The 16,358-nt window shown below is 45.8% G+C and carries 17 protein-coding genes and 1 tRNA gene; 7 read left to right on the top strand and 11 right to left on the bottom strand.

What is annotated here, in order from left to right:
- The first annotated feature begins 134 nt into the window (after positions 1–134).
- A complete protein-coding gene (gene mdoC / locus BGE37_RS06605) occupies positions 135–1,292 on the top strand; it encodes a glucans biosynthesis protein MdoC (RefSeq protein WP_105287883.1) in 1,158 nt (385 codons plus the stop codon).
- Between the two features lie 7 nt (positions 1,293–1,299).
- Here the strand turns inward: mdoC and clsC are convergent, their stop codons facing one another.
- The 6 genes from clsC to csgB all read right to left on the bottom strand — a co-directional run bounded on the left by clsC (position 1,300) and on the right by csgB (position 5,125).
- Positions 1,300–2,781, bottom strand: coding sequence for a cardiolipin synthase ClsC (gene clsC / locus BGE37_RS06600; protein ID WP_001353293.1), 1,482 nt, complete (start codon positions 2,779–2,781; stop codon positions 1,300–1,302).
- On the bottom strand, positions 2,723–3,256 hold the full coding sequence (gene ymdB, locus BGE37_RS06595; RefSeq protein ID WP_000857405.1) for an O-acetyl-ADP-ribose deacetylase: 534 nt from the start codon (positions 3,254–3,256) through the stop codon (positions 2,723–2,725). Before ymdB ends, clsC begins: the two co-directional genes overlap by 59 nt.
- A 94-nt stretch (positions 3,257–3,350) precedes the next feature.
- A complete protein-coding gene (gene ymdA, locus BGE37_RS06590; RefSeq protein ID WP_000489582.1) occupies positions 3,351–3,662 on the bottom strand; it encodes a protein YmdA in 312 nt (103 codons plus the stop codon).
- A gap of 120 nt (positions 3,663–3,782) precedes the next feature.
- Positions 3,783–4,115 carry a curli assembly chaperone CsgC gene (csgC, locus tag BGE37_RS06585; RefSeq protein WP_000992818.1) on the bottom strand — a complete coding sequence of 111 codons (333 nt, stop codon included), beginning with the start codon at positions 4,113–4,115 and terminating at the stop codon, positions 3,783–3,785.
- Positions 4,116–4,173: 58 nt separating this feature from the next.
- Entirely contained in the window at positions 4,174–4,629 is a 456-nt protein-coding gene (csgA, locus tag BGE37_RS06580; protein ID WP_032302842.1) for a curli major subunit CsgA, read from the bottom strand.
- Between the two features lie 40 nt (positions 4,630–4,669).
- Positions 4,670–5,125 carry a curli minor subunit CsgB gene (gene csgB / locus BGE37_RS06575; RefSeq protein WP_001360656.1) on the bottom strand — a complete coding sequence of 152 codons (456 nt, stop codon included), beginning with the start codon at positions 5,123–5,125 and terminating at the stop codon, positions 4,670–4,672.
- Between the two features lie 754 nt (positions 5,126–5,879).
- On the opposite strand from csgB, the gene csgD reads away from it, so the two are divergent.
- The 4 genes from csgD to csgG are packed head-to-tail and all read left to right on the top strand — an operon-like array spanning position 5,880 to position 8,225.
- On the top strand, positions 5,880–6,530 hold the full coding sequence (gene csgD / locus BGE37_RS06560) for a biofilm master transcriptional regulator CsgD (RefSeq protein ID WP_000481500.1): 651 nt from the start codon (positions 5,880–5,882) through the stop codon (positions 6,528–6,530).
- Between the two features lie 4 nt (positions 6,531–6,534).
- Positions 6,535–6,924: a curli production assembly/transport protein CsgE gene (gene csgE, locus BGE37_RS06555; RefSeq protein WP_000833288.1), complete on the top strand. Its 390-nt coding sequence runs from the start codon at positions 6,535–6,537 to the stop codon at positions 6,922–6,924.
- A 24-nt stretch (positions 6,925–6,948) separates the two neighbouring features.
- The gene (csgF, locus tag BGE37_RS06550; protein ID WP_001264088.1) at positions 6,949–7,365 is read left to right on the top strand and encodes a curli production assembly/transport protein CsgF; all 417 of its coding nucleotides are present in this window, start codon (positions 6,949–6,951) and stop codon (positions 7,363–7,365) included.
- A gap of 26 nt (positions 7,366–7,391) precedes the next feature.
- The gene (gene csgG / locus BGE37_RS06545) at positions 7,392–8,225 is read left to right on the top strand and encodes a curli production assembly/transport protein CsgG (RefSeq protein WP_105287882.1); all 834 of its coding nucleotides are present in this window, start codon (positions 7,392–7,394) and stop codon (positions 8,223–8,225) included.
- A gap of 63 nt (positions 8,226–8,288) precedes the next feature.
- On the opposite strand, the gene BGE37_RS06540 is transcribed toward csgG, so the two are convergent.
- The 4 genes from BGE37_RS06540 to ghrA form a co-directional block, all read right to left on the bottom strand.
- On the bottom strand, positions 8,289–8,780 hold the full coding sequence (locus BGE37_RS06540) for a DUF1097 domain-containing protein (RefSeq protein ID WP_001340063.1): 492 nt from the start codon (positions 8,778–8,780) through the stop codon (positions 8,289–8,291).
- A gap of 101 nt (positions 8,781–8,881) precedes the next feature.
- Positions 8,882–9,436, bottom strand: coding sequence for a molecular chaperone YcdY (ycdY, locus tag BGE37_RS06535; RefSeq protein ID WP_001001911.1), 555 nt, complete (start codon positions 9,434–9,436; stop codon positions 8,882–8,884).
- Between the two features lie 23 nt (positions 9,437–9,459).
- Complete coding sequence (gene ycdX, locus BGE37_RS06530; protein WP_000283664.1) at positions 9,460–10,197, bottom strand: zinc-binding phosphatase; 738 nt, start codon at positions 10,195–10,197, stop codon at positions 9,460–9,462.
- 54 nt (positions 10,198–10,251) lie between these two features.
- The gene (ghrA, locus tag BGE37_RS06525; RefSeq protein WP_105287881.1) at positions 10,252–11,190 is read right to left on the bottom strand and encodes a glyoxylate/hydroxypyruvate reductase GhrA; all 939 of its coding nucleotides are present in this window, start codon (positions 11,188–11,190) and stop codon (positions 10,252–10,254) included.
- Positions 11,191–11,423: 233 nt separating this feature from the next.
- Here ghrA and BGE37_RS06520 point away from each other — a divergent pair.
- A tRNA-Ser gene (locus BGE37_RS06520) sits at positions 11,424–11,511 on the top strand.
- Between the two features lie 465 nt (positions 11,512–11,976).
- On the opposite strand, the gene BGE37_RS06505 is transcribed toward BGE37_RS06520, so the two are convergent.
- Complete coding sequence (locus BGE37_RS06505; protein ID WP_105287879.1) at positions 11,977–13,344, bottom strand: GGDEF domain-containing protein; 1,368 nt, start codon at positions 13,342–13,344, stop codon at positions 11,977–11,979.
- Positions 13,345–13,933: 589 nt separating this feature from the next.
- Here BGE37_RS06505 and pgaA point away from each other — a divergent pair.
- A complete protein-coding gene (gene pgaA, locus BGE37_RS06500) occupies positions 13,934–16,357 on the top strand; it encodes a poly-beta-1,6 N-acetyl-D-glucosamine export porin PgaA (protein ID WP_105287878.1) in 2,424 nt (807 codons plus the stop codon).
- Position 16,358: the final 1 nt, after the last annotated feature.

The following is a 16,358-nucleotide window of genomic DNA, read 5'->3' as shown; positions in this document are numbered from 1 at the left end:
GGTAGCGATGATGCTATGCATAAAAACCTTGAAGCCTGCGTCTGGCGCGGTCAGGTCGGTGTCGCTATGGCAACAAGCCTAAAGGCATAACCCGACAGGGATAAGACGAAAAATCCGAGATTAGTTAACCATATATGAATCCAGTACCCGCGCAACGTGAATATTTCCTCGACTCCATCCGCGCCTGGCTGATGTTGTTAGGGATCCCTTTTCATATTTCTTTAATCTATTCGAGCCATACATGGCATGTGAATAGCGCCGAACCGTCATTGTGGCTGACCCTTTTTAATGACTTCATCCACTCGTTCCGCATGCAGGTATTTTTCGTTATATCCGGGTACTTTTCTTACATGCTTTTTTTACGCTATCCCCTGAAAAAATGGTGGAAAGTACGTGTCGAACGTGTAGGGATCCCGATGTTAACAGCCATCCCCCTACTGACATTGCCGCAATTTATTATGCTGCAATACGTCAAAGGGAAAGCGGAAAGTTGGCCTGGGCTGTCATTGTATGACAAATATAATACGTTGGCCTGGGAATTAATATCACACCTGTGGTTTTTACTGGTGTTAGTGGTCATGACGACGCTGTGCGTATGGATATTTAAACGCATCAGAAATAATTTAGAAAATTCTGATAAAACGAATAAAAAATTCTCGATGGTAAAATTATCGGTGATTTTTTTGTGCCTCGGCATCGGTTATGCGGTAATAAGAAGAACGATTTTTATTGTGTATCCACCCATTCTGAGTAACGGCATGTTCAATTTTATTGTCATGCAAACGTTATTTTATTTGCCGTTCTTTATCCTCGGCGCACTGGCTTTCATTTTCCCTCATCTTAAAGCCTTGTTTACCACGCCGTCTCGTGGCTGTACCCTTGCAGCAGCATTGGCGTTTGTCGCTTATTTACTCAACCAGCGCTATGGCAGTGGCGATGCCTGGATGTACGAAACCGAGTCGGTGATCACCATGGTCCTCGGTCTGTGGATGGTGAATGTGGTCTTCTCCTTCGGCCACCGTTTGCTTAACTTCCAGTCAACGCGGGTAACTTACTTTGTTAACGCATCGCTATTTATCTATCTGGTTCACCACCCGTTAACGCTGTTTTTCGGCGCGTACATTACACCGCACATCACCTCCAACTGGCTTGGTTTTCTCTGTGGCCTGATATTCGTAGTAGGGATTGCGATAATTCTGTATGAAATTCATTTACGCATCCCGTTACTGAAGTTTTTGTTCTCTGGTAAACCGGTTGTTAAGCGTGAGAACGATAAAGCACCAGCCCGTTAAGCCGCGTTTACAATAACCATTCCACAGGCAATATCGACGCCAGTCTGACCATAACCCGCTTCCAGAAACTGGTAGCGGGTTCTTTTTTGAGAACAATTTCTTTCTTTGCATGACGATCAACCCAGTTGATCCGCCCCCACCTGTCCAGACGGAGCTGCCAGGCCGCATCATACTGGCTCTGAATAAAGCGTTTATCAATTAACTGTGCCAGCGTTTCGCTCTCTATCACGAACCCCATTTCAGTATTGAGCAATGTCGAACGTGGATCGAAATTGAAAGAGCCAATAAACACCGTTTTACCATCGATGCTAAAGGTTTTAGCATGCAGGCTGGCACCGGAATTACCGGTTATGCCGCGATCGTGTAACGTACTACTTTGTTCACGCGTCGGCTTGAGTTCATATAACTCCACGCCGTAGCGGAGCAATTTTTTGCGCCAGCGCGCGTATCCGGCATGGACGACAGCAACATCGTTAGCGGCAAGAGAATTGGTTAGGATCGCAATCTTTACCCCTTTTCTCACCATCCGTAAGAGTTGCGCCACACCTGCGCGTGTCGGTACAAAATAGGAAGAGATAATATCGATGCGTTCACTGGGTGAGCCCATGATATCGAACAGGCGCTGCGGTAACAGTGAATGCCGTTTTGCCTTGCCTTCCCCTTTCGCCGGATCATCACTTAATAAACGTGTTTTCGCCCAGATAAGCGGCAACGTTCCATCAACCAGATGATTTATAAACGGGCTGGATTCCATTTTGCGTAAATAACGATGCGTCATGGCATCGTCATGCCAGGAGGCGGGTAACTCGATGCGATCCGCCATTTCACCTTCCGGGACATCCAGCACCTGCTGTAAGGGTGAAACCGATTTACAATACCAGTAGCGGGCGAAATCATCGGCAACGTCCTCTACAACTGGTCCTATTGCCATGACATCTAAATCCGAAAAAAGTGGCTCTTCCCCTGCACCAAAATAGGCATCACCAATATTTCGTCCCCCCACCAGAGTCACCACACCATCGACGGTGAAACTTTTATTGTGCATACGGCGATTGAGACGGGAAAAGTCGGTGATATAACCAAGCGGACGTAGCAGTCGAAACGAAAAAGGATTAAAAAGCCGGACTTCAATGCGGGGATGACTGTCAAGCAAGCGTAAAATGTCGTCAAGTCCGGGTGTATTGTTGTCGTCCAGCAACAAACGGACGCGAACGCCACGCTTTGCTGCGGCTAACAGGGCGGAAAACAGTAACCGACCCGACATATCGTCCTGCCAGATGTAATACTGAACATCCAGCGTATGCTCTGCCATTTCGGCCAGACGATACCGGGCGGCAAACGCATCCAGACTTTTCTCCAGAGGGAAAAGGCCACACTGACCGGGATGTTGCGAACACAGTGGCAGCACCGCGCTCGCCAGCCGGGGCAAATCATTCATCTCCTTGTTGGGTAAGGAGTCTTTCGTAGAGGTGGGCGTTTTCTTCATCATAACAGACAAAGTATACCTGTTCGGGTAAAGCGTGACGGGTAATAAATTCTGAAACGGTTTTTACTGCGATTTCAGCCGCTGCCGCACGAGGGTAACCATAAACCCCAGTACTAATTGCAGGAAAAGCCACTGACGTATAGCTGTTTGCCGCCACCAGTCGTAGGCTATTGAGATAGGCATCCTGCAAAAGCTGGTCTTCGTTTTGTTCACCACCACGCCAGACTGGCCCGACGGTGTGCACTACGGCTTTAGCGGGAAGATCGCCTGCAAGCGTAATAACGGCATGCCCCGTAGGGCAATCGCCCTGCTGTTGCCTGACTTTTAAACAGGCATCCAGAAGGGCCGGACCCGCTGCGCGATGAATGGCTCCATCGACGCCGCCGCCTCCCATTAATGACGGATTAGCCGCATTCACAATCACATCAACGGCCAGTTTGGTAATATCACCCTGCACAACATGAATACGCGTTTTCATAACGCCTCCTTACACCTTCTTGTTTCTTAAGTGTACAGCAGGCTTTTTGGTTAAATCGCATTTTTCTGCTCAGCAAGGTGAGTTGTTCAGAAACTTAGTTATATTCGATGTTCATTACAGCCAGCTTTTTCTGTTTATCAAGATACTGCACTTTTACTGAGGCTATTTGCGCGTTTTTGACATTGCCGCTCATTAACGCTTTGCTGGAATAGGTTCTGCCCGGAACAGAGCCATTCTGTGGGCAGTTCATTTCTACGGGTGATGACTGGGTGCTGACGTCACATGCCGGTTCCACAATTTGGCCATAAAAATGGATCACGCCCCCTTGCGCGGTGCTTCCTGCGATGGCAATAAAAGGAAAAAACAAACTGCCGAGCATAAGAGAGTTTAAAAAAGGTCTGAACATTTATTCTATTTCCTCAATGATTAGTCATCCTTGAGGGTTGTGTTATCCATACTTTCAGGTTGGCTGATCCGCAGCAGACCATTCTCTCCAGATTCATCTTATGCTCGATATTTCAACAAATTAAGACTTTTCTGAAGAGGGCGGCCATTGTTGTGATAAATGAAGTGACTGTCCATCAGAAACAGTAACAACTATTTTCACCCGATCGTCCGGGGAAATATTTAAACTCAACTTCGTCAAAGCAATGGGTTGATTAGCAGGCAATGAGAGGGTCTTTTCTTGCTTCGTCTGACTTTGCCCTGAACTGCCTTCGCGCAGGGACAATATTTGTACTCTGCACAGACAAGATTGAGTAAGAGTGACTTCAGGAATAATGGTGTACATATCCCCTTGCTGGGTCGTATTAAAGGTTATCTGACTGGAAAGTGCCGCAAGGAGTAATAACGCATTCATATTCTTCTCCCGAAAAAAAACAGGGCTTGCGCCCTGTTTCTTTAATACAGAGGATGTATTAGTACTGATGAGCGGTCGCGTTGTTACCAAAGCCAACCTGAGTGACGTTAACGCTGGAGTTAGATGCAGTCTGGTCAACAGCAGCACCGTTACCGCCACCGAACTGTTTAACAGTCATAGTAGAATCTTTACCATTCCACTGATCAAGAGTGGCGCTGTTACCGAAGCCACGCTGAGTCAGATCGATTGAGCTGTCATCTGAGCCCTGACCAACATCTGCACCGTTACCACCGCCATGCTGGGTAATAGTCAAGTCAGAGTTACGGGCATCAGTTTGCAGAGCAAGTGCAGAGTTACCGCCACCGTACTGGTAAATGTTCAGCTCTGAATTTGGGCCGCTATTATTACCGCCACCACCGTGGTTACCGCCGCCGCCGTACTGAGGAACAACACCTGCCAGAGCGCTACCAGAGAATACGATTGCTGCAATTGCTGCTACTTTTAAAAGTTTCATGTAAAACCCCCATCGGATTGATTTAAAAGTCGAATGGAAATTAACGTTGTGTCACGCGAATAGCCATTTGCGACTGTCTCTGCACTACAATTGCCGTTTTTTGAGTACCATACTGTGTAATATTTGCTTTATTACCAGAACCTTTCTGGATAATCATCGCAGTATTACCATAAGCACCTTGCGAAATACTGGCATCGTTGGCATTGCCCGCCTGATCAATATATGCAAGGTTATAATCTCCTGTCTGGTCAATCTTTGCCCGGTTGCTACTACCTTCTTGCGCAACAACCGCCAAAAGTTTTGAGCCTCCCTGCCGTAACTGAGCACTATTATTAGTCCCAGCTTGACCAATTATGGCTGCCTGATTAAATGAAGACTTACTCAATTCATTTACCGCGAAGTTATATTCTGAATTAGCTAAATCATAACCTGCTGCGGCTGCAATCCCAGGCGCACCCAGTATTGTTAACATCATAAATAACAATTTGTTTTTCATGTTGTCACCCTGGACCTGGTCGTACATTTAAGAAATTAAATCATTTCAACTTAGTTGTTAACGCAACCTGTATTTTGTTAACGCCGCGTTACGATGGAAAGTATGTCTGCGGAAATATTTTTAATAACTCACCCGCGCGTTGTATTTTTCTTTTTTTGTTCATACCAAAGTATTAAAACCCACGTAAATACGCTGTTATCTACGCAAAAAAATATTTTGTTTTCTTTTAAATTTCGGTTTTCCGCAATCAAAAATCACCAGACAGTCATTCTTCTTGCCCGTCGCTGATTGCTGCGATATGTCTTGCGCACAAGCCGTGACAAACCTCGTCTTTTTGCAGTAAAAAATTGTCCACGGAGGTGTGGAGAAAAAACAAGAACGTTTTACATGACGAAAGGACTACACCGAAATATTTTTTATATGCATTATTAGCAAGTTAGCACCATTTGTATGATTTTTTAAAATTGTGCAAGAAAAACCAAATGTACAACTTTTCTATCATTTCTAAACTTAATAAAACCTTAAGATTAACATTTTAATATAACAAGTTACATTTAGTTACATGTTTAACACTTGATTTAAGATTTGTAATGGCTAGATTGAAATCAGATGTAATCCATTAGTTTTATATTTTACCCATTTAGGGCTGATTTATTACTACACACAGCAGTGCAACATCTGTCAGTACTTCTGGTGCTTCTATTTTAGAGGCAGCTGTCAGGTGTGCGATCAATAAAAAAAGCGGGGTTTCATCATGTTTAATGAAGTCCATAGTATCCATGGTCATACATTATTGTTGATCACTAAACCTTCTTTGCAGGCGACAGCTCTCTTGCAGCACCTTAAACAATCGCTGGCAATTACAGGAAAATTACATAATATTCAACGTTCTCTGGACGATATATCTTCAGGCTCTATTATTCTTCTGGATATGATGGAAGCGGATAAAAAGCTTATCCATTATTGGCAGGATACTTTGAGCAGGAAAAACAACAATATCAAAATATTGTTGCTAAATACGCCTGAAGATTACCCGTACCGCGACATTGAAAACTGGCCTCATATCAACGGCGTTTTTTATGCCATGGAGGATCAAGAACGTGTTGTCAATGGGTTGCAAGGCGTCCTGCGCGGCGAATGCTACTTTACGCAAAAGCTTGCCAGTTACCTGATTACGCATTCAGGTAACTATCGTTATAACAGCACGGAATCAGCCCTCCTTACTCATCGGGAAAAAGAGATCCTGAATAAGCTGCGTATCGGCGCGTCTAATAACGAGATCGCTCGTTCGTTGTTCATCAGCGAAAATACGGTTAAAACGCATCTTTATAATCTTTTCAAGAAGATAGCCGTAAAAAACCGGACACAAGCGGTTTCCTGGGCAAACGATAACCTCAGGCGATAAAGCCATGAAACGTTATTTACGCTGGATTGTGGCGGCAGAATTCCTGTTCGCCGCAGGGAATCTTCACGCCGTTGAGGTAGAAGTCCCGGGCTTGTTAACTGACCATACTGTTTCATCAATTGGCCATGATTTTTACCGAGCCTTTAGTGATAAATGGGAAAGTGACTATACGGGTAACTTAACGATTAATGAAAGGCCCAGTGCACGATGGGGAAGTTGGATCACAATAACGGTCAATCAGGACGTTATTTTCCAGACTTTTTTATTCCCGTTGAAAAGAGACTTCGAAAAAACTGTCGTCTTTGCACTGATTCAAACTGAAGAAGCACTAAATCGTCGCCAGATAAATCAGGCGTTATTGAGTACGGGCGATTTGGCGCATGATGAATTCTAAATAAAAAATTGTTCGGAGGCTGCAATGCGTGTCAAACATGCAGTAGTTCTACTCATGCTTATTTCGCCTTTAAGTTGGGCTGGAACCATGACTTTCCAGTTCCGTAATCCAAACTTTGGTGGTAACCCAAATAATGGCGCTTTTTTATTAAATAGCGCCCAGGCACAGAACTCGTATAAAGATCCGAGCTATAACGATGACTTTGGTATTGAAACGCCATCAGCGTTAGATAACTTTACCCAGGCCATCCAGTCACAAATTTTAGGTGGGCTACTGTCGAATATTAATACCGGTAAACCGGGCCGCATGGTGACCAACGATTATATTGTCGATATCGCTAACCGCGATGGTCAATTGCAGTTGAATGTGACGGATCGCAAAACCGGACAAACCTCGACCATCCAGGTTTCGGGTTTACAAAATAACTCAACCGATTTTTAAGCCCCAGCTTCATAAGGAAAATAATCATGCAGCGCTTATTTCTTTTGGTTGCCGTCATGTTACTGAGCGGATGCTTAACCGCCCCGCCTAAAGAAGCCGCCAGACCGACATTAATGCCTCGTGCTCAGAGCTACAAAGATTTGACCCATCTGCCAGCGCCGACGGGTAAGATCTTTGTTTCGGTATACAACATTCAGGACGAAACCGGGCAATTTAAACCCTACCCGGCAAGTAACTTCTCCACTGCTGTTCCGCAAAGCGCCACGGCAATGCTGGTCACGGCATTGAAAGATTCTCGCTGGTTTATACCGCTGGAGCGCCAGGGCTTACAAAACCTGCTTAACGAGCGCAAGATTATTCGTGCAGCACAAGAAAACGGCACGGTTGCCATTAATAACCGAATCCCGCTGCAATCTTTAACGGCGGCAAATATCATGGTTGAAGGTTCGATTATCGGTTATGAAAGCAACGTTAAATCGGGCGGTGTTGGGGCAAGATATTTTGGGATCGGTGCCGACACGCACTACCAGCTCGATCAGATTGCCGTGAACCTGCGTGTCGTCAATGTGAGTACCGGTGAGATCCTCTCCTCGGTGAACACCAGTAAGACGATACTTTCCTATGAAGTTCAGGCGGGGGTCTTCCGCTTTATTGACTACCAGCGCTTGCTGGAAGGGGAAGTAGGTTACACCTCGAACGAACCCGTTATGCTGTGCCTGATGTCGGCTATCGAAACAGGCGTCATTTTCCTGATTAATGATGGTATCGACCGCGGTCTTTGGGATTTGCAGAACAAAGCAGAACGGCAGAATGACATTCTGGTGAAATACCGCCATATGTCGGTTCCACCGGAATCCTGATAGATAAAAATGCCGGAATTATCATCCGGCATTTTACTGTTCAAGCGAAAGCGTGAGTGCCCCTCACGCTTTATTTTTGATTTGCTGCTCACGGTGAGCCGTCTTTGCACTACGCGCCGCCAGCCACAAGCCGCTGTTTTTCATTGCGTAACCAAATACCAGTCCAAGCGCCAGCGAAGGTAACACCAGTTTCCAGTCACCCTGCCCGGCAAACGTCGCGCATGCGCCTATAAACGTCCCCGGAACAAATGAAAGCAGCAGCTGTTTCGCCTGAATACACATCAGAAACGCGACAATACCGGTTATGACATAACCGAGAATTTCCAGATGTGGTGCCAGTGCACTACCGTAAATAATGACCATCGCCCACACCACGCCACTAAGCAGGGTTGCAGCGGAGATCGCCAGCCCTTTCAGCCCACCTTGCGGGCAGGCAAAGTAGGCCGTACAGCCCAGGAAGCCCGCCCAGCTTAGTAAGCCCAGGGAAACAGCCACCCATCCCCAGATACCGGAGAGAATGCCTGTTGTGATTGCAATAGAGAGAAGTATGTTCATGCCGCGCATGATAGCAGAAAACGCGGCCATGAATGAGATCGAGCACACATTTTATGCAACAACAAATTATCTGTTGCAGTTATGAGTGATGGAGATCACATTTACTCTTCAGAATCTTCTTCCAGCTCGTCCCACATTGCACTAATAGCATCGCGGGTTAGCGGTGCCATGGTGCGCCAGAAAGGCGTAGTTGCATGGGCCTCCACTTTGCCAAGGAACGCACCACACCAGGGTAACAGATACTCACTGAACAGTGTTTCCAGTGCTTCGCTCTCATCTTCCGTTGACTGATCTTCCAGCCAGGAAGCCGCGAGCAGCAATGTACCGATGTGATCGGCTGGCGTATCCGCTAATGGCATCCCTCGTTCGGAAAGAAAAGCGCGCACTTCCGCTTCCGTCGCGCCCTCAACCCATGCGCTACGATATGGCGGCACAGCACATTCATCGCCGATAAACAACGCATTGTATTCGGCAGAGACTTGCGCCATATCACAGCTTTTCTGTAAACGTGTCAGTAACTCATCCTGCTCCAGTGGCCAGTTCGCAGCCAGTTTCCCCTCACGAATCAGGGTAAACAGCGGCACCAGTAAAGGATCTTGCGGTTGGCGGTAATAGAGCGAACCCAGCACACGACAGAGGATAGAAAACTCGTTCATTAATATATTTCCATTACTAGTAATTAAAGGTCTGCAAATTCCGCAATCGGTGCCATACCACGAGATTCAAGGAAGTTCAGTAAGCGGCGCGGAGAAACATTCAAAATGCGCTCTGGCGGAAAATCTACCGCGTCGAGGATTTTAAGACACTCTTCAAATTCACCCATGGTAAACGCGGTGTGAGAATCCGAGCCTAATGCCACCCAACCTCCAGCGTCACGTACCGCTGCGGCTACCGCACGACAGTTGTCTTCACTGCCCTTACGTGAGTGTAAAAATGAGGAATTATTGATTTCCAGCGCCACCTGATGTTTCGCAGCTGCTTCAGCAACGGCTTTAACATCTATTTCATATTTCGGATTTCCGGGATGGCTTATTATATGCACATTGCCGCTGGCGATAGTGGCGATCATCGCTTGCGTATTGGTCGCTTTGTCATGCGGCGCAAACACCGGCTCATGAAAACCGGCAATAATCAGATCCAGCGAATCAAACATTTTGCCACTGCAGTCAATTTCACCGTCAACATTTTTAATGTTAGCTTCGATCCCGCGCAGGATCCCAACCCCATCAACCACTCGCGGCCAGATACGCATGTTAATGAAGTGCCAGTGATGCGGCGCATCTTCCATATCCGGGCCATGATCGGTGATCGCAAAAAGTTTAATGCCCTTTTGTTTGGCCTGGGCAATGTAATCACTCAATGTGCTATATGCATGCGTGCTAGCAACGGTATGCATATGAAGGTCGACGGGATACATAACTCTCTCCTGTATTCAATTCCCGCCAAGGATAGCAGGAAACCTGATGCTTTATTAGTAGCCGCGTGCGCGGTCGACTTGCCCGCAGACCCTCTCCCCTTTTTCGAGCTGGGCAATGGTGCGAGAAATGTACTCCACAGCTTCAGCGGGACGGGTAATCGCGGCGACATGTGGTGTTATCGCCACGCGTGGATGTTGCCAGAGCGGACTTTCCGGCGGTAAGGGTTCGCGATTAAAAACATCCAGCATTGCACCTTTAACTTTGCCGCTATCCAGCGCCGCGAGCAGGTCATCTTCCACGACATGAACACCACGCGCCAGGTTGAGGAGATACGCGCCATCCGGTAATTTTTCGAGTAATTGTTGATTAATAATGCCGACGGTTTCAGGTGTATTCGGTAACAAATTAATCAATACCCGACATTGGCTCAGAAATGCAGAGAGTTCTTCCCGTCCGGCAAAGCTTTGCACGCCAGGCCACGATTTACGGGTTCGACTCCAGCAACGCAGCGGGAAGCGCCAGGTTTGCAGACTCTGTGCAACTTTACTGCCCAGTACGCCTGCACCCAAAATGCCGATGGTAAAATCTTCCCGATGATATTCAGGCAACGGTTGCCAATGCGAACTATTTTGCTGGATGCGGTAATCGTCAAAACGTCGAAACCAATGCAGCACCTGACTGACAGCATATTCCTGCATTTGCTCGCCCATACCGGTATCTTCCAGGCGAAAAAGTGGAACAGAAGGCTTCAGCATTTCAGGGTGTGCCTGTAACTTGCTCAAAATAGAATCAACACCGGCCCCGAGTGCAAACACCGCTTTAAGATCGCGCCCTGCCAGCATTTCAACTGGAGGATGCCAGACTAAAGCATAATCAGCAGAGTCATTATCTCCGCTTTTCCATGCTCTGACTCTTGCCTGAGGAATCGCTTTGCGCAGTGCCTCAATCCACCATTGGGTATCGAACGTTGGGTGATAAAAGATGATGTCCATACTGACTCCCGAAAAGCGTTGCGCGAAATTTATTCGCACTTATCGTTATGATCTACAAAGGCCACCAGCATAACAAATCCGTGGTCGGTGGCAAAAAAAGCAGATTTCGCTTATTAAAACTGCATATTGATTGAAGTTTGAATAAACGCGCGATTTTTTTAAAAAGTTTGTTGACCTCAGGTCATGATTTCCCTAAATTAGCGCCCGTTCCAGCAAGACAGGAACGACAATTTGGTGAGGTGTCCGAGTGGCTGAAGGAGCACGCCTGGAAAGTGTGTATACGGCAACGTATCGGGGGTTCGAATCCCCCCCTCACCGCCATCTTTAAAGAAGAGCTCGTACGAAAGTACGGGCTTTTTTTTCGTATATTGCACACACCGGGGGGATGAGAAGCCCCGACAGGGGTTCGACAACTGGCGACAGCCAGTTGGACAGACCGTGAACGCAGTGAGTGGGCTGCCCGCAGGGCGAGCGAAGCGAGTCAATCCCCCCCTCACCGCCATCTTTAAAGAAGAGCTCGTACGAAAGTACGGGCTTTTTTTTCGTATATTGCACACACCGGGGGGATGAGAAGCCCCGACAGGGGTTCGACAACTGGCGACAGCCAGTTGGACAGACCGTGAACGCAGTGAGTGGGCTGCCCGCAGGGCGAGCGAAGCGAGTCAATCCCCCCCTCACCGCCATCTTTAAAGAAGAGCTCGTACGAAAGTACGGGCTTTTTTTTCGTATATTGCACACACCGGGGGATGAAAAGCCCCGACCGGGGTTCGACAACTGGCGACAAACTCAATCATCATCCTTGCAGTTGATAAGAATTTCTGCCTCTTTTACAACTATCTTATTACGTCCGGTTTCTTTCGCTTCATATAGTGCATTATCAGCCATTCGATAGATTTCATTCGGATTTAACGCACTTCCCTGAGTCACCACAGCGCCAATGCTAATCGTCACTTTTTGCGGTATGGCGTATTCAGGATTATCGCCTGTCAAACGCTCTACATTTGCCCTTATCCTTTCGGCTAAAACTTTCGCGCTTTCAGTATCGGTCTCCGTCAGCAAGACGCCAAACTCTTCGCCGCCAACGCGTGCTAAAAGGTCATTTGGTCGTATGCTTTTCCCAATGATGCTCACCACTGTTTTTATCACCTGATCGCCAACCGGATGCCCCCACGTATCGTTAACTTTTTTAAAGTGATCGATATCCATAATCATGACACAATAAGACGTTTTTTGGGCTGATGCTGATTGAGCCTTCAGTTCATTGAAAAAATAATTCCTGTTAAATATATTAGTTAATGGATCGCGATGGGCAATGTTCTTTGTTACTCGTAGCGCACTGAAAATATGGCACATAAATATTACCATAACGGTTAATTTACTGACTACTTCAATAGTGCGGCTAATATACCAAGTGGACACACTATACCTGCTCATAAATAACAGAGAGATATTATACAGCACGGCACAGAAAGCAATCACTGATACTCCATTCCAGATATCACAGCGTAAACCATTAAAGTATAGATTAACCAAAAGCAAGATTAACCACATGAAAATTATTATGGTAACATATGAGGTTTTCCAGACTACCTGACCATTTTCATTTGTTAACTCGGCAATATGTAAACTGTAGTCATCATAATGACTACTTAGCATGTGAGCAACTGCCGCCCCCCCATAAATAAAAAATAGGCTTATACACAATGTCATTTTTTTGGAAAAAAAACAGCGTTTCTTATTGTTTTCACTAACTTTATTCACCAGCGCTAGCAATATTAACATGCACAAACTCATCTGACGAAACAAATAATAAATTGCAATATCATTTTGTACAACGCTGCTTATCAAATGCCCCTCAATAAATTGCTGAATGATAATGACAGTTTTAACAAAGTAAATCAAACAACTCAGAAACGCTAAACTAAGTATACAGTTTGAAAATTGCACACGATCATAAATGAAATACAATTGCATGAAAATAAATGCAACGGTATCGATAAAAAATAAAGCAATCATAACCATTAGATAGGTTGATCGTGGAACAACCTCCTCAACGGTTGGCTGATTAAACCAACTATTTACCAAAACGAATGCAAGCCCAAACAATAAGCTCACCAATACAGTACTACTAATTCCCAAATAGTCTTTTTCCATAAAGCTACACCAATCTGTAGGTTGTAGATCCCTTTCTGTCACTAATAGATATAAGAACTGTACTGTTGTCAATATAAAAATCCACCACAAACAATACCAATGATGATAGTTGCAGACCGCAATTATTATTACCTTAGTGCTTTATACATTCTTCGCGACAAGACAGGCTTGCAAATACATATAAATGGTTATAAGGAAATCCTTATAAAACATTAATTCATAGATATATTAGGAATAACAATTGAATCCGTGAGTACAGTAACGCTGCATTTCATCAGGACTTTCGAAAAATCCGATATCATGCATCGGAATTTACTGATTTAATTATTTTAATCCTAATTTATTTTGAAAAAGGCATTGGAATTTATGCCGTATTCCTGAAGTTCCTCATCATTGGAATGGATTTTCGGGCGAGAAAAGGATTTTATATGGATACTCTACTCATCATTTCTTCTTCTCATCATCAACAATTCACGTCTCTCTTCCGCGTTTAATAACGGATTATGATGTGCATAAAAAATATCTTTCGTTTCAGTTACCTGTAATTAGATACAGAGAGAGATTTTGGCAATACATGGAGTAATACAGGATGTATTCAAGTAGCAGAAAAAGGTGCCCGAAAACCAAATGGGCTTTGAAAATTCTTACTGCCGCATTTTTAGCAGCGAGTCCCGCGGCGAAGAGTGCTGTTAATAATGCCTATGATGCATTGATTATCGAAGCTCGCAAGGGAAATACTCAGCCAGCTTTGTTATGGTTTGCACAAAAATCAGCACTCAGTAATAACCAAATTGCTGACTGGTTACAGATTGCCTTATGGGCCGGGCAAGATAAACAGGTTATTACCGTTTACAACCGCTACCGTCATCAGCAATTACCAGCGCGTGGTTATGCAGCTGTCGCCGTCGCTTATCGTAACCTGCAACAATGGCAAAACTCGCTTACACTGTGGCAAAAGGCACTCTCTCTGGAGTCGCAAAATAAGGATTATCAACGGGGACAAATTTTAACCCTGGCAGATGCGGGTCACTATGATTCTGCGCTGGTTAAACTTAAGCAGCTTAACTCTGGAGCACCGGACAAAGCTAATTTACTCGCAGAAGCCTATATCTATAAACTGGCGGGGCGGCATGAGGATGAATTACGGGCGATGACAGGGTCATTACCTGAAAATGCCTTAACGCAACAATATCCCACAGAATACGTGCAGGCATTACGGAATAATCAACTTGCTGCCGCGATTGACGATGCCAATTTAACGCCAGATATTCGCGCTGATATTCATGCCGAACTGGTCAGACTGTCGTTTATGCCTACGCGCAGTGAAAGTGAACGTTATGCCATTGCCGATCGCGCCCTCGCCCAATACGCTGCATTAGAAATTCTGTGGCATGATAACCCTGACCGCACTGCCCAGTACCAGCGTATTCAGGTTGATCATCTTGGCGCGTTATTAACTCGCGATCGTTATAAAGACGTTATTTCTCACTATCAGCGTTTAAAAAAGACGGGGCAAATTATTCCGCCCTGGGCGCAATATTGGGTTGCGTCGGCTTATCTCAAAGAACATCAGCCAAAAAAAGCACAGTCAATAATGACAGAGATCTTTTATCACAAGGAGACCATTGCCCCGGATTTATCCGATGAAGAACTTGCGGATCTCTTTTACAGCCACCTGGAGAGTGAAAATTATCCCGGCGCGCTAACTGTCACCCAACATACCATTAATACTTCGCCGCCTTTCCTTCGGTTAATGGGCACGCCTACGAGCATCCCGAATGATACCTGGTTACAGGGGCATTCGTTTCTCTCAACCGTAGCAAAATATAGTAATGATCTTCCTCAGGCTGAAATGACAGCCAGAGAGCTTGCTTATAACGCACCAGGAAATCAGGGACTGCGCATTGATTACGCGAGTGTGTTACAAGCCCGCGGTTGGCCTCGTGCGGCAGAAAATGAATTAAAAAAAGCAGAAGTGATCGAGCCACGTAATATTAATCTGGAGGTTGAACAAGCCTGGACAGCATTAACGTTACAAGAATGGCAGCAGGCAGCGGTCTTAACGCACGATGTTGTCGAACGTGAACCGCAAGATCCCGGCGTTGTACGTTTAAAACGTGCGGTTGATGTACATAATCTTGCAGAGCTTCGTATCGCTGGTTCAACAGGAATTGATGCCGAAGGTCCGGATAGTGGCAAACATGATGTCGACTTAACCACCATCGTTTATTCACCACCGCTGAATGATAACTGGCGCGGTTTTGCTGGATTCGGTTATGCCGATGGACAATTTAGCGAAGGAAAAGGGATTATTCGCGACTGGCTTGCGGGTGTTGAGTGGCGGTCACGTAATATCTGGCTTGAGGCGGAGTACACCGAACGCTTTTTCAATCATGAGCATAAACCCGGCGCGCGCCTGTCTGGCTGGTATGATTTTAATGATAACTGGCGTATTGGTTCGCAACTGGAACGCCTCTCTCACCGCGTTCCATTACGGGCAATGAAAAATGGTGTTACAGGCAACAGTGCACAGGCTTATGTTCGCTGGTATCAAAATGAGCGGCGTAAGTACGGTGTCTCTTGGGCTTTCACTGATTTTTCTGACAGTAATCAGCGTCATGAAGTCTCACTTGAGGGTCAGGAACGCATCTGGTCTTCACCATATTTGATTGTCGATTTCCTCCCCAATCTGTATTACGAACAAAATACAGAACACGACACCCCATACTACAACCCTATAAAAATGTTCGATATTGTTCCGGCATTTGAGGCAAGTCATTTGTTATGGCGAAGCTATGAAAATAGCTGGGAGCAAATCTTCAGCGCAGGTGTTGGTGCCTCCTGGCAAAAACATTATGGCACGGATGTCGTCACCCAACTCGGCTACGGGCAACGCATTAGCTGGAATGACGTGATTGATGCTGGCGCAACGCTACGCTGGGAAAAACGACCTTATGACGGTGACAGAGAACACAACTTATACGTTGAATTCGATATGACATTCAGATTTTAAG

Origin of the sequence: Escherichia sp. MOD1-EC6300, from assembly GCF_002965045.1 — a bacterium.
Lineage (GTDB): Bacteria > Pseudomonadota > Gammaproteobacteria > Enterobacterales > Enterobacteriaceae > Escherichia > Escherichia coli_F.
Note: the sequence above shows the minus strand (reverse complement) of the source record. Positions and strands in the feature narration are given on the sequence as shown.